The sequence below is a fragment of the Paenibacillus sp. RC21 genome (assembly GCF_044907935.1).
Lineage (GTDB): Bacteria > Bacillota > Bacilli > Paenibacillales > Paenibacillaceae > Paenibacillus > Paenibacillus terrae_A.
This window is the reverse complement of the sequence record NZ_JBIYCS010000001.1, coordinates 69,174-91,021: the sequence shown is the minus strand read 5'-3', so window position 1 is coordinate 91,021 and position 21,848 is coordinate 69,174. Positions and strand designations below refer to the sequence as shown.

Sequence of the window (21,848 nt, the reverse complement as noted above, 5' to 3'; positions counted from 1 at the left end):
ATGACCTGAACAGGGATATGTAATTCATAGATTCATATAAAATTTATGGGCAACGTAATACTTGTTTATCCAACACGCCTGATTTCTGCTTACCGCTTATAAAAAAACAGACCCCCCTCTTCAAAAAATAAAGTAGGGTAGCCTGTTTTTCTGACAGCTATTCAATTAACGATGATCATTCCAAAAATTAAGTGGAGTCAGATTGCCATTCAACGGCTCGAACGAATAACCTTCCTTCTGCAAAGCTGCCATGATCTGTGGAAGCACCTTGATCGTAGATGGCTTATCATGCATAAGAACGACAGGTGTTCTGCCTTGTTTCTTCAATCTTTTAATATCACGCAGAACGCTCTGTTCAAAATGCTCTGGATTTTTGGTATAACGCCAATCGTTGGAATCTACATTCCAATCCCAAATATGATAGCCTGCACCCGTCAGTTGATCACGGAATGCTTTATTCAAATAAGGTTTGCTGCCATAAGGCGTACGAATTAAAGAAGTGCGTTGCCCTGTTGCCTGGAATAAAATCTCATTATCCTGATTCATTTCTGCAAGCGCCGCTGCCGGAGAAGCATAGATTTTCTTCACCTGGTGCGTCATCCCGTGCAAGCCCAAACCATGACCCGCCTCTACCATTCTCTTCATAACTGCACTATGTTGACGAATTTCCGGTCCCAACATGAAGAAAGTCGCCTTGGCATTATATTTATCCAAGATATCCAACAGCTGTGAAGTATGGGCTGTAGGACCGTCATCGAAGCTCAAATAAATCGTACGGCTTGATGGGGAAGCGTTCCCCTTAGTTCCTGTATTGCCAGATTTTCCTGGCTTCACAGCAACATACTGTTTAATTTCTGCGGCAAATTTGTTCAAAAATTGTGCATCAGACAAGCTTGCATTCGCATTCTGAATCCGGTATACATTGCTTGAAGGTATCGTGATGGTAAAACCGAAGGCATCCGCCAATGTGCGAATCGGCACCATCGTACGTCCTCCGCGCTCAAAAACATCACCCTTGGTCACATCCAGCGTAAAGCTGCGATTATGTCCCGTCAACTGCAATGTACGTCCGCTGACCGAAGTCGAAATCCCCATCTTTTGACCTAATGTAACGATAGGTACATACAACTTGTCATTTTCCATCACCGGCTGAATCGTATTAGAATCCAGTAATACATCATTGACTCCCAGCAAAGGAGTCTTCGCTTGCGCACTTGCCGTATTCGTATGTATGCCCAACAGACCCAAACAACAGATTGCCATCAAACATACAGCCATCCATTTTACATTCAAAAACTTCATTACTTACACCATCCTGTGCTGTATTTTATATGTGCGGGAGCTATCTCTAGCTTGTCTATGAAGTTATACAGACATGACGGTATAGACATGGCAATATAGACATTCACTAAACATATAGAACATAAACGTATCTCAACTTTTTGAATCGGAACGCCTTTCCGTCCCCCCCTATATATATTAATAGATTACCAGAGTATAGTATGTAAATATAGTGAAACAATTCGACAACAATCTCGCAATCTCCCCGACCATCGAGATTACAAAGTTGTGAATAAATTAGCTGAGTTAAAATGCAAGCGATTAATAAATTCTTTTAGTAGAACTAGAGCTTATAAAACAAGCCTTTCATGAATTTTGTACTCAGTATTAAGTGGCTATAACAGACCACTCCCCTTTACAGTCATACAATAATTATTGAAACTTCATTAAGACATTCTTCTGAAAATAAGATAACTTCTTTTTTTCCGAACCTGCTCTTATTTTCATAAAAAAAGAAATCCCCTAGTCTTAATTCTCCTTATTGCTTCCAAGTTGTAGAGAACTCCTTCACCATCAATTGCATTATACTCTGCAATTAAACGTGACTCTACGGCAATAGTTTTAAATATATTTAATTCAGCTTTATGGCTGTACCCATTGTACTCTTATACTTCCCTATTATGAAATTCCCATATTCAATTCATCTGCATAAAATAACCCAATGAGTCCAATGCAAATGAAAAACCTTGAAGGAATTTATCCCTCAAGGCGAATTTGGCTTTACTCTGAACCAAAAATCTCTACTCTTTCACAATGTATAATGTTCTTCTGGTTAGTATAAAATATTCCGCCTTTAGTCGTAGGCATAAATTCTTGCCCGCTCGGGTCAACATACCCCAACGGATTATTCGCAACGCATGCATACAAGTTTAAGCTTTGCGGATCTCTTATCTCACCTTGACACGTATCCTCGCCATTTTGCGTACGTCCGATGATGTTTTTATTCCCATCCCGCTCATAACCAAATTGGTGCAGCGCTGTACTGTCTTGCTCCACCGTAACCCCAGACAAGTCCAGTCCGTTATAGCTGAATCGCGTACTCAGTCCTCTGCTTGAAGACTGACCTTTCAGCAGCCCGTTAGGGGCATAATCAAACGTCATGCTATCCAGTGATCCGCCCGCAGCAGCACTCGCCCCTGCCAAACTCTGCTTGTTGTACTCGTAGGTTATTTTCGTGCCGTCCGGGTATTTCAGTCCGGTCAACGACCCATTTGCTGGATCATAGGCATACGAGGTCGTTCCCTGCCCATCTGTCATGCTGGTTCTGCGTCCTGCACGGTCATAGGTATAATTGGTTTTAAAATCCGGTCCCGCCGCTTCGGTAACCAGCCCACCATAATATTTATTTACAATAACATGAAGTAAGCGCAATTAAGGACTGATAATTAAAAAAGACCACAACACGAAACTATATCGCATTGTGGTAAAATATTCAAAAATCCTATTTCAATATTTGCGCAGTCCCCGCCTCTACATCAATTAGAAAAACTCTGGGATCCATACCATACCTCCCATTATTATGTTCGTCCAGTGTAGACAACTCGTATTGATTCGGTACATATGTCGGTTTTAAAATACCCCAAGCCCAGTCCTCGCTACCTCCACCTGAATAGCCCTCATTTTCCTTTCTAATTGAAATAGGAATATTTTTTTCTTCTCCTGTTGAAATATTTTTTAAGTGTAATTGCTCCCTACAATTCCTCTGGAAAGGATTAATTAAATCAATACGATATTCATATTTTTGATCTGAAGTTAAGCGTACTGGATCACTATCAACATTATCATATAGCCATCCTCGAGTGGGAGTTCCATCTACTAAATAATAAGAAAAAAACAGTAAAGATGCCATCAATATTGCTGACACCACATATTTTATTCCACTAAATGGGGCCCATCCCTGCCAAATATACGTTAACGATATTAATACAATTATAATTGACGGAACTCCAAATAAAACCATTGTAGCGGTTCCCAAGATATCATGTCCATGTTGAAAGCCCCCCGTTGAGCCTAAAATAAACCATATGAAAGCCGCTATATTTATAAGAATAGGTATCATCCATATTATTTTGAACCAGATAGGCATTTTCATTTCCTTCCCTCCAGTCATTAAATTCTCACTAAAATGATTCCTCACATTGTAAAATAACTGATACTGATACTTGAATACCTCAAATACTTACCTTATTTAACAATAAATAAAAACTAGTATTTTTTAATATCAATATTTTCCTTCGTTAGTTGTAATCTTGACAAAGCAAAGAAAAAGGTGGCAACTTTCTGCTGCCACCCTCCAACTTAATATAAAGTTAACAAGAAGTCATAAACCTCTCCATCCAAAGTAAGGAGTAGCCTATATTCACCTACCACCTTCCCTTTATATTCAATTAGTAAATAAGAAATGACATGAACATAATCAAGCACCGGAAAATTATCCAACATTAAAGCAATTTTTTTTAGATATACATCCAAATATTTATCATCATAATCTCCAAAAAACATGTGAAACTCTTCTGCTTGTTCTTTCATATAATTATCGAAGTTTAGAAAGAAATTTTCTAGAGTTCTTTTTTCAACCTGATGATTAACTATCCATTCCTTCAGTTTCCCAACTTCCATCAAACACAAACCTTCCCTAATTAATGTGATTTAACAAATTTGGTAAATATAATATGGCCCGATTTTTGGTCAAGATTACCGTATACTCTTGCATTTCCATATTTACCAACTACTTTAATTTCATATTTATAATATGTGCTGCCTATTTTTTCTCCACTACCAGATAGTGCCTTTATACCATTATCACTCTTAGCACTATTTACAAATCCTTTTTTCATAGCATTTGAGAATTTATTAGCGGCTTCTTTTCCGAATGCATCCTGAATATCAGTATAGGTATCCCTTTTTATCCAAGCTTGCACACAGTTAGTGTTATGAACCCAGATATTAAGATCACTAACAAAATACGTATGGAACTCATCGACTGTCATATTGTAAACTGTGACGTGCTTCTGTTCCAGTTCAATGCTGTCTACCTTGAGTGTATTCCCGTCACTCTGAACAAGCAAGTCACCGGGTTTGAGGTCTTTGACGAACGTCCACCCTTTACCTTCAACATAAAACGGATGATTGAAGGTTGATTCATGACTTGGTAGCCCACATGGATGTTATAAATCTCATCCGTCTTATGGTTAAACGTTGCCGTAACCTCTTTGTAAGCTACGTCGCCAGTCGCTTCACCCTTGGAAAGAAGCTTATCACCGACTTCAATGTCTTCGATATTCTTCTCCCCTTTGTTAGTTATAAACTTGGTTCAGGGAAGAAAGAAGGTAGCAACTATTTCAGCTACTGCGATTGTATCATTAGCTTGCCGCCGTTCAGGTATAGCGATAAGACGGTATTCGGTTTTGTTCTTCAACATGCTGTAAAGGATGTTGACTAGCTATCGCATAATGCAGATGATTGCCTGTTTCTTTTTTTATCTGATGATTTTACGTTATAACGGGGGTGGAACATTAAAATAAAAGGGTATACTATTCAAGACTATACACGTGCCTACAGCTATATTAGAGAAATATTATACGAGGGTAATGAATGTTAAGTTCGATTCTAGGCTCATTCGATAATAGGTGCAGGTGAAAGGAAGACCTTGAGGATAATTCCTCAAGGTCAGAAAAATCAATCCAGTGAAAAATAATCATCATATACTACACCATCAAGAGAGAAAAACAATCTGAACAGCCCAATCGTTCTGGAATTATAAATAATTGGGATGTACGTTACAACATGAATTGATTCATATTCTGGATAATCACTAATCATCAGTGCTACTTGTTGTACTTTAATATCCAAAAACTGTTCACTAAAAGAATTAAAATAGATTTTAAACTCATCTGGAGATTCTTCCATATAATTATTAAACGCAATCCAGAATCCCTCTATTGAACGATGTTCGATATTGTTATTAATAATCCATTCTCTTAATTCCCCGACATTCATAATTATCAACACACCTTTTCTAATGCTTTCCTTTGTCAAATTTGTTAAATATAATTCGATTTAATTTCGCGTCATAGTTACCATAAACCCTCCAATCTCCATACTTACCTTTTATTTTAATTTCATATTTAAAGAAAGAACCTCCTACCTTAACCCCATCTCCTGAAAGGAGTTTGATTCCATTTGCCCCTTGTCCACTAACTAACCCCTTATTCATAGCATCAGTAAACTTGTCTACTGCATCTTTACCAAACTTATTACGAATTTCATTGTACGTGTCATGTTTTATCCATCCAGTACCACAACTGTTATGCGTCCAAATTCCAAGATTCGATACAAAGTACGTATGGAAGTCCTTTACCATAAAATTGTATACAGTAGCATGTTCCTTCTTAACCTCAATTTTCTCAATGTCTAATTCCTTGCCAGCCGAGGTTGTAAGAATATCGCCCACCAATAGGTCTTTGGATTTGACCCAACCTTTGCCGACAATCCAAAACGGATGCTCGTCAGTAGTCGTTATGATTTCGCCGCCGACAGTAATATTATATGTTTCCTTAACATCACGTTGAAAGAGCCATTCAACTTCCTTGTAAGCCATTTCTCCTGTCTCATCGTCTTTGGCTAGGACTCTATCACCTACCTCAATGTCCTCAATCGGTTTCTCCCCTTCATCTGTTTGAACCTCCGTACCCGCTGTAAAGCAATTACATTTACTTATTATATCTTTTGCTGTTTTGCCCGCACCGGCACCTTTACTTTTAGTCACTTTAGCTATGGCAGGTCCTTCTACAAGGGAACCACTTACAAAACTTGCACACTGTACATCATAGTAACAACCCATAACAGCATCAGATATACCTGATTTATCCCATGTAATCCGAGTCGCGCCTTTAGGATACCATGTCCCTTGTTTTACTCCTGCAGCGTAAATAGACCGACCAAAATTAATGGAAATGGAATCTGAAATATAGTCTGCATTTTTACCTGAGCCACTGCAATATCCAGGGTGAGAATAATATTTCCCCCTAACCGTCGCTGTACACCAATTCCCAGTTGGATCACTGTTAGTCAACGGATTATTATGCACATACGTATATCCATTCAAACTTAACGGCTCGTTTATTTCTCCCTGATACGTATCCTCGCCCATAAAACGCGCTGTGCCCGGATCATACCAGCGGGCTCGCAAATACTGGAGTCCAGTCGTGTCGTCCCAATACTCACCAGCATAGCGCAACACGTTCGGAACAGTCTCTTTCACCGTCTTCGGGCCGCCCCAAATGTCGTAGCTGTAGCTGTTCAGCTCCTTGCCCGCACTATCACTCAGGCCCACCACATCCCCGTGGCCGTTCAGTTGGTAATATTGCAGCTGTCCGCTGGCCTTGTCCTGTCTCGCCCACAGTTGACCGGACAAGTCATACACATAAGCATACGTGATCTTCGCCGCTCCACCTTCGACCTCAGCTTCCGCCATCAGCTTCGCTTCTTCATCATAGTAATACCGGGTCGTTTTGCCACCCTCCGTACGCTCGTACAGCAGCCCGTCTCCGTTATAGCTGTATCCGACCTCTTTGCCTTCACCGCTCACATGGGTCAGACGACTGACGGAATCATAGCCATAACTGGCGTTTTCCATACCGAACACTTTGCCGCTGCCTTCGGCGCTTCGGTTTCCATTCGGATCATAGCCGTAGGTCTTGTTCTTCTCACCTGCGGCTTCGCTGGCCATTCGGTTTGACGGGTCATATCCAAATTGATCCGTGGTTCCGTTTTGTGTACGTCCGATGATGTTTTTATTCCCATCCCGCTCATACCCAAATTGGTGCAATGCCGCACCGCCTTGCTCCACCGTAACTCCGGACAAATCCAGTCCGTTATAGCTGAATCGCGTACTTAGCCCTCGGCTTGAAGCCTGACTTTTCAGCAACCCATTCGGTGCATACTCAAATGTCATACGATCCAGTGAACCACCCGTAGCAGCACTCGCTCCTGCCAGACTCTGTACGCCCGCTGTCCCTGCTCCACTGCTAACGTCCATTTGAGTCACTTGGCCCAAACTATCCAGCTTGGATTGAACGTGCATAGACGTACCAGCACCATCGGTCAGCACATAGCCTGTGCGAGACTGCTTGTTGTACTCGTAGGTTATTTGCGTGCCGTCCGGGTATTTCAGTCCGGTCAACGCCCCATTTGCTGGATCATAGGCATAGGAGGTCATTCCCTGCCCATCTGTCATGCTGGTTCGGCGTCCCGCAAGGTCATAGGTATAATTTGTTTTAAAATCTGGTCCCGCCGCTTCCGTAACCAGCCCACCATAATATTTATTTACAATAGTTTGAAGTAAGCGCAATTAAGGACTGATAATTAAAAAAAGACCACAACACGAAACTATATCGCATTGTGGTAAAATGTTTAAAAATCCTATTTCAATATTTGCACAGTCCCCTCCTCTATATCAATTAGAAAAACTCTGGGATCCATACCATATCGCCCTCTATTATGTTCGTCCAGAGTAGACAACTCGTATTGATTCGGTACTTTTGTCGGTTTTAAAATACCCCAAGACCAATCATTTCCATCACCACCTGAATAACCTTTATTTTCCTTTATAATTGAAATAGCGATATTTTTTTCTTCTCCTGTTGAAATATTTTTCAAATGCAATTGTTCCCTACTATTCCTCTGGAAAGGATTAATTATATCAATGCGATATTCATATTTTTGATCCGACGTTAATCGCACAGGATCACTATCAACATTATCATATAACCACCCTCGGGTAGGAGTACCCTCCACCAAATGATAAGAAAAAAAGAGTAATGATGCCATAAACAGTACTGATACTATATACTTCATTCCGCTGAATGGTGCCCATCCTTGCCAGATATACGTTAGAGATATCAGCACAATGATAATGGATGGAATTCCACATACCATTAATATCACTGTCTCAATTAAATCTTGTCCTCGTTGAAACCCTCCAGTTGATCCTAAAATAAACCAGATTAAGGCTGCTATATTTATAAGAATAGGTACCATCCATATTATTTTGAACCAAACAGGCATTTTACTCATTTACTCCCTCCTGTCTATGTTTCATTAATTTTTACATTTCAATTTACATTAATCAAATCTAAATAGCGCTTACCGCTTAATGTGTAGCTCTATTCTCCATCAAATTTTTATACCTAGTTTCAGAAAAATTATGTTGTAACAAAAGAGGTTTGACATATTTATCCAGTATATTAGGATTACTGTGCATTACAGAATGGGCTTCTATTGGATGTTTAATAAAATACGATGATAATTTCACCTCAATATTTTCAGCACCAGGGTATTTACGTTTTGCATCTCCTAAAACCCAGATACTACCTCCATTAATTTGAACAATATCTTTATAGTTATAAACATTTATATGTTGTCCCACATTTGTTTCCAACCTATATCCCCTTATTGGGGTCGCTATAGTAATAAGTGTATCGACATGCACCCCACGTTTAGCCAAAATATTAGTTGCCATGATGGAAACATTACCTCCGTGACTATGCCCCATGATTCGTATAGGTTCTTTTGGATGAGCCTTGTGATAATTATAAATCTCATTCGCTACTTTTTCTGCACCTTCAACTCGGGCTCCATCACTATTCTTACCGCTCCATCGTGGAGTTTCAATCGGTTCATGAAAAAGCTCTTTTTTAATATACGTTTTACTATTATCCCATGTACTTGGATCAGAAAAAGTGCCATGAACTAGCCAAACTTTATGCCCACTTGGATCAATGTACTTCAATGGATTATTGGCTACATACGCATACCAGTTCAAGCTCTGCGGATCGCTGATCTCCCCCTGATACGTATCCTCGCCCATAAAACGGGCTGTGCCCGGATCGTACCAACGTGCGCGCAAATACTGGAGTCCAGTCGTGTCGTCCCAATACTCGCCAGCATAACGTAGCACGTTCGATACGGTCTCTTTCACCGTCTCCGGGCCGCCCCAAATGTTGTAGCTGTAGCTGTTCAGCTCCTTGCCCGAGCTATCACTTAGGCCTACAACATCACCGTGACCGTTGAGCTGATAATATTGCAGTTGTCCGCTCGCCTTGTCTTGTCTGGCCCACAGTTGACCGGACAAGTCATACACATAGGCGTAGGTGATCTTCGCCGCTCCACCTTCGACCTCAGCTTCTGCCATCAGCTTCTGCCATCAGCTTCGCTTCTTCATCATAGTAATACCGGGTCGTTTTATCGCCCTCCGTACGCTCGTACAGCAGCCCGTCTCCGTTATAGCTGTATCCAACCTCTTTCCCTTCACCGCTCACATGGGTCAGACGACTGACGGAATCATAGCTATAACTGGCGTTTGTCATACCGAACACTCGGCCGCTGCCTTCCGCGCTTCGGTTTCCATTCGGATCGTAGCCGTAGGTCTTGTTCTTCTCACCTGCGGCTTCGCTGGCGATTCGGTTGGACGGGTCATATCCAAATGAATCCGTGGTTCCGTTTTGTGTACGTCCGATGATGTTTTTATTCCCATCCCGCTCATACCCAAATTGGTGTAGCGCTGTACCGCCTTGCTCGACCGTAACCCCGGACAAGTCCAGTCCGTTATAGCTGAATCGCGTACTCAGCCCTCGGCTTGAAGACTGACCTTTCAGCAACCCATTTGGTGCATACTCAAACGTCATGCGGTCCAGTGAACCGCCCGTAGCAGCACTCGCTCCTGCCACACTCTGTACGCCCGCTGTCCCTGTTCCACTGCTAACGTCCATTTGAGTCACTTGGCCCAAGCTGTCCAGCTTCGATTGAACGTGCATAGACGTACCAGCAGCATCGGTCAGCACATAACCTGTGCGAGACTGCTTGTTGTACTCATAGGTTATTTGCGTGCCGTCCGGGTATTTCAGTCCGGTCAACGACCCATTGGATGGATCATAGGCATACGAGGTCGTTCCCTGCCCATCTGTCATGCTGGTTCGGCGTCCCGCAAGGTCATAGGTATAATTTGTTTTAAAATCCGGTCCCGCCACTTCCATAACCAGCCTGGCCACGTTATATTGAAAGGTGATCGCTTGTTTTTTTGTAAATATATAGATAAATTATAATAATAAAATAAAAAACCACAACACGAAACTATATTGCATTGTGGCTAAATGTTTAAAATCTTGTATAGAGAAGAAAGAGCTTGTAGGTGAGACTCTTGGAAATTTTGTCATTTCCCTTTTAAGGTCTTTCACATTTAAGTTTGTATCAATTTATTAAGAGAGTGATACATATTTTCAGTCATAAATACTCCAGTTATCCTCTCATTTACAAAGCGAACTATATCGAGTGGATCATAATCAATATTGGAATCTTTATAAATTAATTTAACGTTTGATACTCCCTTCCGAATCAATGTTTTTCCTAATTCTTTATCTCCCTTATCTAGATAGTGCTTTCCCAAATCAGTGAAGTTAGTAACATGTTTTGGACACTCTTGTATCGACTCATTTAATAATGAATCAAATTTACAAATGTCCATACCCTTGTAATGCCATGCAAGAATGTAAGACAACATGGAGGAAACTTCATAATTTACTGTACTTTTTAGTTCGAGTGCTTTCCTTATCATCTTTTCATCTAAACCGCCTAAATACCAATCGGAGAAGAACAACATTAAAACAAAAAATAACAAATTATCCTTGTGAAAGGCTAGAGCATTGGTGAGATACTTAGTAGCTCGTTCATAATCTTCAATCAAAGAAAGTGTCTCCAAAATGACCAATCTAGCCCAACCATCAACATCATTTGGATTTACTTTCACATAGTCTAGCATTAGCCTTTCTGCTTCCTCAAGAGAGTCCCGACTAACAACTAATTTTGATATAGTTTCTTGCAATTTTATATCTTCCATTTTATCACTCCAATTTATTTAACGAAGTTTCCAATTACCCTGTCAGCAGTTCCCATAAAGGTATTCACGTTAATAACTGTACCATTTTCATTAACGTAAAGTCTTATCGTAACATCATATCCGTTAATATTAGTATGCATTTGGTTTGAACCTTGTTTTAACTTAGAGGAATCTACAGAGCCAATTTTTCCAGTTATACTGCTGCATATTGATTGTTTATCTTTTCCTAACTTCATTATCCCGTATTAATATGGTCGGATGAGAATACATGGCCCTCATATCGCTTAAACAAATCTGTCTTGAAGCTGATTTTTGTAAAGCCTGTTGTTCTTCCCTTACCAGACTTCCCACCTGAATTACCAATCATGCCCATCGCCGCTATCCCAAGGACTTCGGCATCTGTCCAATTTTGGTATGCACTTAACAACTGGTCATACCCCTTCCAAGGTGTTTCAAATGAGATTACTTAAGTCTTTTTGAGCTAAATCAATAGCTACTGCTAATTTGATTTGGTTATTTTTATTTAACTATACAGCTTGAATCCTTGTCATTAATCTAGGTCCACCCTTAATTGTACCTCCTCACTCGACATGTATTGAATGTTATCGTATTCCCATCTCAAATGTCGGTTAATAGCCTTCCCCACTTCATCCCAAGTAGGACGGATACAATCCTTTAAAATCTTATTTACTTCTAGCTCCAACAAAGCTAGGTCAAATTTACTAACAATGAATGTCGCCCTTCCATCAAAAATATTATTTTCACTTAAAAATTTCGCTAGATATTCTGGTGAAACCACTTGGAAATGAAAGCAGTCCGCACCCTTATCATTTACTTCTGAAGTATAAGCTGTTGCTCTCACATTAAAATTAGTCTGCTCTTCTGGATTCCTAACAAAATCAATACCTTTAAGCACAGGTATTATCACACGAATTCCACCTTCAAATCATTTAACTTTTATATGGAAATTTCCACCAATGTTGTTTTCTAAGTTCAATTCTAGTGATCCATCTTTCTTATAGCCATATCTAACAACAAAGTCTGATGATTTTGAGGTTTTGATGAAGCAGGAAGTTACAAAGAAAAGGGTATAAAATTCAATTATTGAGTAGTTTTGTGCGCACATGACATTTTGAGGAAAATTCATAGGTGGATTACGAGGGTTAGGTTAGCTTGGAATTAGTAGTCCGATTCATTCGGCACTGGGTGGGGATAAAAGAAAGACCTTGGAGTCACTATCCACCAAGGTCTCACTAATTATTTAATCCATATTGTTATAATGCAATAATAGCTTTGACACTACTTCGTCGGGTATTATATTACCAAAATTTAATGATACCAAATCAGAGATAGCTGTATCAATTGTTAAACAAGACTCGCTTTTGTAACTACTTATTTCCTCACTTAAACCTACAATACAGATACCGTAGCTCCTTTCTCCCCAAATCGCCCACTTCATTGAAGGTGAAAGCCAAACAACAACTTCCGAATTAAACACAATTGCATCAGCAGGGCTTTCCTCAGGACTTGACTCAATCATTTTCCAGTATTCATCAGCTGTTGCATCCCTTGAAAGGATAAAAAAATTGTAACGTGAAAACTCTTTATAAAAATAATCTACCGGATGTGGGTCTAATACAGCCATGAGAATAAATGGGTCATTTGATAGATTAATGAGCCGCTCAAGTTCATGCCAAAAGGAATAACTCATTGCTTTATCGAAGTCAAATACACATGTTTTTTGAAAAGGCACATTAAAAATTTGCTCAGGTAAACGCTTTTCATGGTCAAACGCTCTTTTAACCAAATTTACTGCTTCTTCAAATTTCTCTTTATCCGAAATTAGTTTGCTCATTTAGGTGACCCCAATCTAACCTTAGTAGTGACCTCCGAAGCTCCCTTAGCCCAAAACTCTGCTGTTTGTTGCCCTTGATTCGACGTGTCACGAACAGTATATCTAGCTCCATCTTTAGAGTAGATAGAAACTTTACCATCTTTACTAACTGCTTTTTTCCAACCATCATTCAAAAGACTCTTCTCGAAATCTGTTCTCGTAACGTCAGTTGAAATATTTCTTACACTTTTCCCTACTGTTATGTCTTTATAACTACAATTCGTATTATGCACCCAAATCCCAAGGTCACTAACAAAATAGGTATGGAACTCATCCACCGTCATGTTATAAACAGTAGCTTGCTCATGCTCCAGTTCGATGCTCTCTATCTTGAGTTTATTCCCATCGCTCTGGACAAGCAAATCACCGACTTGAAGGTCTTTGACGAACGTCCATCCCTGACCGTCCACCCAGAATGGATGGTTAAAGGTAGATTCAATCACTTGGTCGCCAACATGGATTTTGTAAATTTCATCCGTTCCCGTTTCGTGATTGAAGGTCGCCGTAACCTCTTTATAACCGACCTCCCCAGTCTCTTCATTCTTCGAGAGAACCTTATCTCCGACTGTAATGTCTTCGATATTCTTCTCCCCTTCGTCTGTTTGAACCTTCGTACCTGCGGTAAAGCAATTACACCCTCTTGATGATTTTACTTTACTCCCTTTTCCACCAACTTTTACATCACCAATCATCCCCATCGCCGCTATCCCAAGGACTTCGGCATCTGTCCAATTTTGGTATGCACTTAACAACTGTCCTCTTGCCCAATCTGACTTGCCTGCACTATTCTTATAGCCACTCGTTCCCGTTAACAGGTCGTATAAGTAATTATACTGGTTTGCTCCTCCAAAAATGGACACAAAATCGTATCGTTTTCGTATGAAGTCCTTGTATACCTGATAATCCTTATTTTTTGTGGAATTCGTTCTAACTCTTGCATCATTTAATAGTATCCGAAGTTCTTGATAATCAAGGGTCTCAAAAGAATGTCCACTTGGATCAACATAAATTAACGGATTATTCGCTACATACGCATACCAGTTCAAGCTCTGCGGATCGCTCATCTCGCCCTGATACGTATCTTCACCCATAAAACGGGCTGTGCCCGGATCGTACCAACGTGCGCGCAAATACTGGAGTCCGGTCGTATCATCCCAATACTCGCCAGCGTAGCGCAGCACGTTCGGAACAGTCTCTTTCACCGTCTTCGGGCCGCCCCAGATGTCGTAGCTGTAGCTGTTCAGCTCCTTACCCAAGCTATCACTCAGGCCCACCACATCACCGTGGCCATTCAACTGATAATATTGCAGCTGTCCGCTTGACTTGTCTTGTCTCGCCCACAGTTGACCGGACAAGTCATACACGTAGGCATACGTGATCTTCGGCGTTCCACCTTCGACCTCAGCTTCTGCCATTAGCTTCGCTTCTTCATCGTAGTAATACCGGGTCGTTTTGCCACCCTCCGTACGCTCGTACAGCAGCCCGTCTCCGTTATAGCTGTATCCGACCTCTTTTCCTTCACCGCTCACATGGGTCAGACGACTGACGGAATCATAGCCATAACTGGCGTTTTCCATACCGAACACTTTGCCGCTGCCTTCGGCGCTTCGGTTTCCATTCGGATCATAGCCGTAGGTCTTGTTCTTCTCACCTGCGGCTTCGCTGGCCATTCGGTTTGACGGGTCATATCCAAATTGATCCGTGGTTCCGTTTTGTGTACGTCCGATGATGTTTTTATTCCCATCCCGCTCATACCCAAATTGGTGCAATGCCGCACCGCCTTGCTCCACCGTAACTCCGGACAAATCCAGTCCGTTATAGCTGAATCGCGTACTTAGCCCTCGGCTTGAAGCCTGACTTTTCAGCAACCCATTCGGTGCATACTCAAATGTCATACGATCCAGTGAACCACCCGTAGCAGCACTCGCTCCTGCCAGACTCTGTACGCCCGCTGTCCCTGCTCCACTGCTAACGTCCATTTGAGTCACTTGGCCCAAACTATCCAGCTTGGATTGAACGTGCATAGACGTACCAGCACCATCGGTCAGCACATAGCCTGTGCGAGACTGCTTGTTGTACTCGTAGGTTATTTGCGTGCCGTCCGGGTATTTCAGTCCGGTCAACGCCCCATTTGCTGGATCATAGGCATAGGAGGTCATTCCCTGCCCATCTGTCATGCTGGTTCGGCGTCCCGCAAGGTCATAGGTATAATTTGTTTTAAAATCTGGTCCCGCCGCTTCCGTAACCAGCCCGTTCGTATTATATTCAAAAGTGATCGCTTGCGATTTCCCTGTCAGCATACGGGTGATATTGCCATCCGTATCGTAAATATTTAGCGTCGTTCCTCCACTGGATTTCTCCAGCAGCATGCGTCTGCCCAGCTCATCATACGAGTACAGATTCTTTTGCCCGTCAGGATACTGAACGGTCTTCAAATTTCCAGCCAGATCATACATATAGCTGGTCTTTTGTCCAGATGGATCTGTCACGGAGGTCATTTGTCCCAGAGCATCGTAATCATAGGTCATACGTTGGCCGTTACCGTCCGTCCGGCTAGTGACCCTACCCGCATGATTGTAAGCGAACGACTCCAGCGGCTGAAAGGAGCCATTGTTAGCTTCTTGAGTGGAAGTCACACGGCCTAAAGCATCCGATACCTCACGCACACGATAACCAGCTGCATCCGTATAAGTGACCGTACGATCTACCGCGTTGTACGCCACGGTATCTGCTGTTCCATCCGCATAGGTCGCCTTCACAGGCCGTCCAAAAGCATCGTAGGCGTAGCGAGTGGTGGCTTGCTCGGCATCCGTACTTTCTACCCTATCTCCGTGATCGTCGTAACCATATCCATAGATCGCGTCATCCACCTGCTGCTGGAGCAGCTGTCCGAATGGATTATACAATCTTTCCGCGCTCACGCCATCCGGCCCGGTGACGGTGACATCGTTCGTATCATCCTTGTATACCACAACCGTTTGAGTACCATTCGGATAAGTAACCCTCGTTACACGCCCCAACGCGTCATACACATAGGACTCCGTTTTGCGCTTGGCATCGGTTTGGGACTTGATTTCTCCGGTCGGATAGTAGTCATACGTATACTCAACACCTTTAGGCAAAAGCTGCCTTGTCGGGAGCTGAGAACCATAGGAAGATTTATAATCTATAGAAACATCCGTATAGTTTCTGTCGTCAATGAGAACCTTCTGACTGCTTACATTCCCTTTTGCATTGTAAAAAGTATAGCTGTGTGATAAAAGCTTCCCCTGCGCTGTGCCTTCATAGTTTTTTAGTTCATTCAATGTGCCCTCTGCTTTATAGGTTCGAACTGTCGTTCCGGTTTTTCCTTCACTGATTTGGCTAACCGTCTGAACGGGTTGTACCCAGAAAAAAGGCTCACTAGAGGTTTTATACGTATGAACCGTCTCCGACCCCGTACTTTGGGATATTTTCAAAGGGAGACCATATTCATTGTACTCATAAGAGGTCGTGACAGGCTCGGATGAAGAACCCCCCTCCGTATAGGACTCTCGCATTTGCGCAGGCAAATTCCAGTCCATGGCGTCCTTATACGTGTAGTCTACATGATACCCGGTGGAATCTCCCTCTTGATCATAGCGGTTAAGAACCGATTTGTCGGGCGCATGCTCTCCTCTAAAGGTTTTAGCGAAATGGAAGGTTTCTGTTGTACGTGTTCCTGTAGCAACCACCGTCCATTCAGCGTTTTTGCCATAGCTGGCTAGATCTTCTCCCGAATAGGTGAGATCGGTTTGATTTAAAAAACGGTTACCTGCCGTTGTACTGTACACATCTGCACGTGAAATCACTTTAAACACGCCTTGTGTACCGTATACGCCTATCTGCTTGTTATAGGCTTCGTAACGAATGTCTGTCATGGACGAAGTCGATCGTGCAATTCTGGTAAGCAGCGCAGTTGCATTTTGCTGTAGGGCTCCCGTTTTCCCTTCACTATCTGCTACCAAATTAAACGGAGCATCCATGAAGGTATACGTATAGCTTGTGCTTCGTGACAGGGAATCCAGCACTTCCGTTAGCACCTTGCTGCTTCCCTCGCCACTTTGACGATAGGTGTACTGATGGTCCGTGCCCTGCTCTTTGACGACAAGCTGTCCGGCATTGTAAGTGAAGTCAAGCTCTCTGCCATCATTGTTTCGAATCGAACGAATGAGCTTAGCTCCACCAGAACTTGTATAATCCAATTCCACACGATTCTTATACGCATCCTGGATTAATATCAAATAACCATCCTGATCGAGATAAAAGTCGTTTCCATTCAGCTCTGATATTTTGTATTCACTTCGTATTCCCTGCACGCTTGCGCTTTGATCTGTACTGATCTTCAGATCTTTGTATGCATATCCTTCAAGCTTCAAATCATTTTTCAGTTCATAGGAGCCTGTTCCCGGCATGTACAAATGCCGTTTACCGTCCTGTTTCTGCATATGAGGAAGATCCCATTTCCAGCCTCGTCCCAGACTTGAAGCTGCTTCCTCCTCGCGGATGACACTTGTGTTTGTGTACACCCCCTCATTTTGCTGCACACCAATCTGGTTATTCGCCAATGAACTGTTATACACACGAGTCAGTGCAAAGGGCAATGACCCGGGCAGCACGAAGTCTGTATTTTGAACGATAAGCTGTCCAGAAGCGGTGGATACACTGTTGTCACCGTAATCCAGCCCATAACGCGAAGCATCATCATTTAACCTGCTTTGTGCAAGCGCCGCCTGATCAAAAGGAGCATACACATCTGTTGTAGCAGATACCTGTAGCAAGCTTTGTTTAAGTAAAGCCTGCCCGATCAGGCCGTTTTCTTCTGGAATCGGTGCATACACGGAATCATGTACGCTGGGTAAGGATGGTATACCTGCCTCAGTCGTCTCAGGGACCAGCGATGGTTCCTCACCCTGATCCAGCGGTTTGGGATTCACCACTTCATCCTGAACGGGCTTTTCACCTGCCTTTAGTTCAGCCGGCTCCTTGGACGGTTCCATCTTCGCTTTTGTGCTCAATTCAAGCCCATTTTGCTGTACCCACAAGGCAGGACTTTGTTCCGGTAATGAGTTTTCCCCACCATCTTTTTGCCATGCTTTATAAATATCATATAAAGTATAGCCCTTGGATAACTGTGCATTGACCCAAGCCTGATCCTTGCCTGTTTGCTGTGCAAGCCACGCTCTGGTAATAATCTGTGGAGTGGAAGACGAAGAAGCCTGAGAAGCCGCTGCCTCTCCTTTCCCTTCCTCTCCATATGCCCATGTACTCCATGTACTCCATGTACTCCATGGACCCAGCAACATTGCCACACATAATAGACTACAAATATAACGTTTAAACACATGCTCACCCCTATTTAATTTGTAAAAGGAAATACCTTTTTCAGCCGCATACTGACGTTTCCGTTTAAATCATAATGCAGCTCGATTTGATCTCCGGTGGAAAAAATAACTTTATTCAGTCGGTTCCCTTTGCCGTATTCATATGAAGTATCCTTGCCAGGCGCCATATGTGCTGCCTTAATTACAGTTTGCAATGCGCCGCTATTGGCTTCTGTCAGCTTTACATAAACGGTTTGTCCTGCCTTCATCTCAAACTCTAAAACAGTGAAATTCCAACCATATATTTGCTCTTGCTCTGTTGAGGAGACAAGCTGATTAGAAAAATCAGGGTCCGTAAATAAAGCTACAATAGGCTGCTGTTCAGCATAGTTGGATTTTTCCTTCACCGCAAAACGGTATATTCCGTCTTCTTTGGGCGTAAAACGATATTTTCCTTGCTGACCTACTGTAAAGCCAGCTTCCTTTTCTATGAGCTCAATGAGCTCGTCCAGCTTGCTGTCATCTTTATTTTTGATAGCAAACAAACGATAAGGCGCTCCAAAGTTAACAGCAGGAGTAGCTGCTGCTACGGCAAGATGAATGTTTGCTTTACCTGGCACTTGCTGTAGATTATCTGTCGCCTCTTTATGTTCACGAATCACTTTTCCAGCCTGATCCGTAACAGTATATTGATACGTTCCACCAGTCGTCTTTGCATTCGTCAAGACAGGGGCTGCCTCGCTTCCGCGATTGATCCATACTTCCTGCTTTTCGCCGGACAAAGACGTTTTTAACAACGCAGGTTCTGGGCTTGGCTCCGCTTTAATGTCATTGTTGAAATAAAAGGTCACAGCTTGCGGTGAAGTGACGGTCACAACGAGCGTACCTCCAGCTCCAAGTGAGATTTTGGGTAAAGAAGCATCCATTCCTGCTCCATCCACCTTGGAATTCACACCGCTACCTGCTCCATATACGAGATAGTCATAAAGGCGACTTTCGTTTGAAGCATCTGTGGTCAACGAGGAAGCCTGTGAGCCAGTATTATTGAATACATAGCTTTCTCCCTGCTTGACGGTAATCTGATTGCCTGTCGGTACCTCGGCAGCCTCAACATCGAATATCCCCCATACGGCTCCAAAAGTCACAGGTATTTCCGATACCGTCGTAACGATGGCATAGCCGCCAGCCTGAACTAGTGGCAACTGAGTCGTATCAATCGCTTGACTGTATATCGTCCCATCTTCCAGATAGTTAGTGTAACTCCATTTCATCCCGGTGGAAGAAAGTACGTCCAAAGCCTTGGCATTCGGACTTCTGTTGATAAATTTCCGGCTTTCTCCCTGCTTTAACGTAATCCGATAAAATGCCATTTGCGCGCTGAGTAAAGCCTTTACCTTAGTGCTATGGCTAAAGGTGATAGGCCGATCCGAAACATTCGTTACAATACCAACACCATTCTCGATAATTTCCGGGTCAGCCAAGGTATTAAAATGATCGGCTGCGAGTAGCCTAAGTCCCTTGTAGCTGGCAAAATCAAATCTAGAGCTTCCACTGCTTTTGTTACGACGCAGCGTTTGCGATGTATTGTCATGATTCTCAAAAATATAGGAATCCCACGGCTGCAAAGTCGTTTCCTGAAGTGGGTCACCATCATCTCCTTGACCATGGAAGCTCCGATAAATACCGCCGAATGTAATCGGCGTATCACCTGTTACCGTAAGAAGAGCTGTCTTTCCAGCACCAACCTGAGGGGCTGTACTTGTATCACTGCGCCTGGATTGCTCTGTACCATCCACTTTATACAGAACCGCTTCAAATTTACCTTTAACGGTTTTGGCGGTGCTGTGCAGATTCCTTAAACGATTACTGATATTGGTATACGCATAGCTTTCACCTTTCGACAGTGTTACGCGTAAAAAGGCAGGATCACTGCTCGTTTCCCAGGAAAAATCGTCCGTATAGTCAAAGATAATGGGACTCGGGCCAATCACAGTCACAATGGCATATCCCGAAGCCGGGATCATAGGACCTGCCTGACTGTTAAAACCGTAAGTGTATACCGTTCCATCTGACTTATAGATAACATAATCGAACAAATTTCCAGTCTTTCTGGAGTTATTGTAGATCGGATTCATCAGCGTGCCGTTATTATGGAAAATGTAACTCTTGCCTGCCTCAAACTCGACGCGGCTGATCGCATATCCGCCCACAGGACGGGCAATAAAGTTACGATAAGGAGCGCCGTATGTAACCGGATTGGCAGTGACCTGAGTAATTACCGCGTATCTGTCCACACCAATCTGCGGCTTCCCCGAAGTGCCACTACCGCGTGAAGACTCCGTTCCATTTGCCAGGTAAACAACGTAGTCAAGCTTATCCTTGGTTGTCCCATCGCTCTCAATCGTGTCCAATCTAGTTCCCACATTGATAAACTCGTAGCTTTCTCCTTGATTTAAGGTAACCCGTGCATAAGCCGGCTCTCCTGTGTTTTCTATACTGTATTTGCCATATGGAAATCCGAAGCTAACCGCGTTTGCAGTGGAGCCTGTAATAATCAGCTCTTCGTCATCCGCAAAAGTGGGGTGAGCAATACTATTAAGACCCGATGCGACTAAAGCTCCATTCTCCTTATATTTTGCATAGTCAAAACGGCGATTGTCCGCGCTCGAAGCATTATGCAAAATGGTACGGCTGCCCGCCCCCTCATTTACAATGCGATAACTCTCGTCCTTAAAGACAGTAATGCGCTCCAGTGCCGGATTCTCGGAGGTGCTATAGGTAAATTGAGGCTTAACCGATATGACCAGAGGCCCTGATCCTGTAGCCGTTATAAAAGAAGAACCTCCTCCCGGAACCACAGTTGAAGTGGAAATGTGATCCAGATAGGCTACATTTATAGATCCATCTGCTTTATAAGTGACCAGGTCATAAGTAATATCATTTTTTGCTGATGCATTACTCGTTATTGCTCTTCCAGCAGTATCTATATTCTCAAATTCATAGGTCTCTCCGGGATGAATGACGAGCGTCGTGTTATCTACCGCCGCCAAGCTCATCATCAGTGCGTTATAGACGCTGTTTGTCGCAGAAGTGGACGGGGTGAAAGAAACGGTTCCATCAGGAACCTCAAGTTCCTCCAGTGCCTCATCCGCTTGATCCAGTTGCATTCCGTCCCTTAAATCTTGTTCCTCCGCTCCTGCCACACCAGGCAAGCACAGCAAAGTGTTTGCTGCCAAAAGTGCTGTCAGAAACCATACCATTATCTTTTTACAAAACATCTGACTGGATAACCTCCTCTTGTCATTCAGGAAATAGTTGGGTATACTTCAATTCCCCTATCCATTTCTCTCTCTTATAAGCCTTACAATCATAAAAA

17 protein-coding genes and 1 pseudogene are annotated in these 21,848 nt (G+C 42.7%); all 18 read right to left on the bottom strand.

Annotated features, from left to right (window positions below):
- Window positions 1-165: 165 nt before the first annotated feature.
- Entirely contained in the window at window positions 166-1,302 is a 1,137-nt protein-coding gene (locus tag ABIA61_RS00430) for a polysaccharide deacetylase family protein (RefSeq protein WP_283655449.1), read from the bottom strand.
- A 759-nt stretch (window positions 1,303-2,061) separates the two neighbouring features.
- Window positions 2,062-2,712 carry an RHS repeat-associated core domain-containing protein gene (locus ABIA61_RS00425; RefSeq protein ID WP_404580179.1) on the bottom strand — a complete coding sequence of 217 codons (651 nt, stop codon included), beginning with the start codon at window positions 2,710-2,712 and terminating at the stop codon, window positions 2,062-2,064.
- A 70-nt stretch (window positions 2,713-2,782) separates the two neighbouring features.
- On the bottom strand, window positions 2,783-3,433 hold the full coding sequence (locus ABIA61_RS00420; protein ID WP_283655447.1) for a hypothetical protein: 651 nt from the start codon (window positions 3,431-3,433) through the stop codon (window positions 2,783-2,785).
- Window positions 3,434-3,639: 206 nt separating this feature from the next.
- Window positions 3,640-3,960, bottom strand: a complete 321-nt coding sequence (locus ABIA61_RS00415; RefSeq protein ID WP_283655446.1) for a hypothetical protein — start codon at window positions 3,958-3,960, stop codon at window positions 3,640-3,642.
- A 20-nt stretch (window positions 3,961-3,980) separates the two neighbouring features.
- The gene (locus tag ABIA61_RS00410) at window positions 3,981-4,262 is read right to left on the bottom strand and encodes a hypothetical protein (RefSeq protein WP_404580414.1); all 282 of its coding nucleotides are present in this window, start codon (window positions 4,260-4,262) and stop codon (window positions 3,981-3,983) included.
- Window positions 4,263-4,283: 21 nt separating this feature from the next.
- Window positions 4,284-4,645, bottom strand: a pseudogene (locus ABIA61_RS00405) (polymorphic toxin-type HINT domain-containing protein); the annotation flags it as partial.
- Window positions 4,646-5,019: 374 nt separating this feature from the next.
- Window positions 5,020-5,340, bottom strand: a complete 321-nt coding sequence (locus ABIA61_RS00400; RefSeq protein WP_283655445.1) for a hypothetical protein — start codon at window positions 5,338-5,340, stop codon at window positions 5,020-5,022.
- 19 nt (window positions 5,341-5,359) lie between these two features.
- Complete coding sequence (locus ABIA61_RS00395) at window positions 5,360-7,693, bottom strand: polymorphic toxin-type HINT domain-containing protein (protein WP_283655444.1); 2,334 nt, start codon at window positions 7,691-7,693, stop codon at window positions 5,360-5,362.
- A 71-nt stretch (window positions 7,694-7,764) separates the two neighbouring features.
- Entirely contained in the window at window positions 7,765-8,418 is a 654-nt protein-coding gene (locus ABIA61_RS00390) for a hypothetical protein (RefSeq protein ID WP_283655443.1), read from the bottom strand.
- Between the two features lie 76 nt (window positions 8,419-8,494).
- Complete coding sequence (locus tag ABIA61_RS00385) at window positions 8,495-9,535, bottom strand: RHS repeat-associated core domain-containing protein (RefSeq protein WP_283655442.1); 1,041 nt, start codon at window positions 9,533-9,535, stop codon at window positions 8,495-8,497.
- Window positions 9,522-10,391, bottom strand: a complete 870-nt coding sequence (locus tag ABIA61_RS00380; RefSeq protein WP_404580178.1) for a hypothetical protein — start codon at window positions 10,389-10,391, stop codon at window positions 9,522-9,524. The genes ABIA61_RS00385 and ABIA61_RS00380 overlap by 14 nt, the downstream gene beginning before the upstream one ends.
- Before the next feature lie 188 nt (window positions 10,392-10,579).
- Window positions 10,580-11,236, bottom strand: coding sequence for a tetratricopeptide repeat protein (locus tag ABIA61_RS00375; protein WP_283655440.1), 657 nt, complete (start codon window positions 11,234-11,236; stop codon window positions 10,580-10,582).
- 14 nt (window positions 11,237-11,250) lie between these two features.
- Window positions 11,251-11,472, bottom strand: coding sequence for a hypothetical protein (locus tag ABIA61_RS00370; RefSeq protein ID WP_404580177.1), 222 nt, complete (start codon window positions 11,470-11,472; stop codon window positions 11,251-11,253).
- Window positions 11,472-11,663, bottom strand: coding sequence for a hypothetical protein (locus tag ABIA61_RS00365; RefSeq protein WP_283655439.1), 192 nt, complete (start codon window positions 11,661-11,663; stop codon window positions 11,472-11,474). The genes ABIA61_RS00370 and ABIA61_RS00365 overlap by 1 nt, the downstream gene beginning before the upstream one ends.
- A gap of 123 nt (window positions 11,664-11,786) precedes the next feature.
- Window positions 11,787-12,164 carry an Imm8 family immunity protein gene (locus tag ABIA61_RS00360; RefSeq protein ID WP_283655438.1) on the bottom strand — a complete coding sequence of 126 codons (378 nt, stop codon included), beginning with the start codon at window positions 12,162-12,164 and terminating at the stop codon, window positions 11,787-11,789.
- 333 nt (window positions 12,165-12,497) lie between these two features.
- Window positions 12,498-13,091 carry a hypothetical protein gene (locus ABIA61_RS00355; protein WP_283655437.1) on the bottom strand — a complete coding sequence of 198 codons (594 nt, stop codon included), beginning with the start codon at window positions 13,089-13,091 and terminating at the stop codon, window positions 12,498-12,500.
- Window positions 13,088-18,493, bottom strand: coding sequence for a polymorphic toxin-type HINT domain-containing protein (locus tag ABIA61_RS00350; protein ID WP_404580176.1), 5,406 nt, complete (start codon window positions 18,491-18,493; stop codon window positions 13,088-13,090). Before ABIA61_RS00350 ends, ABIA61_RS00355 begins: the two co-directional genes overlap by 4 nt.
- A gap of 14 nt (window positions 18,494-18,507) precedes the next feature.
- Entirely contained in the window at window positions 18,508-21,750 is a 3,243-nt protein-coding gene (locus ABIA61_RS00345) for a hypothetical protein (protein WP_404580175.1), read from the bottom strand.
- Window positions 21,751-21,848: the final 98 nt, after the last annotated feature.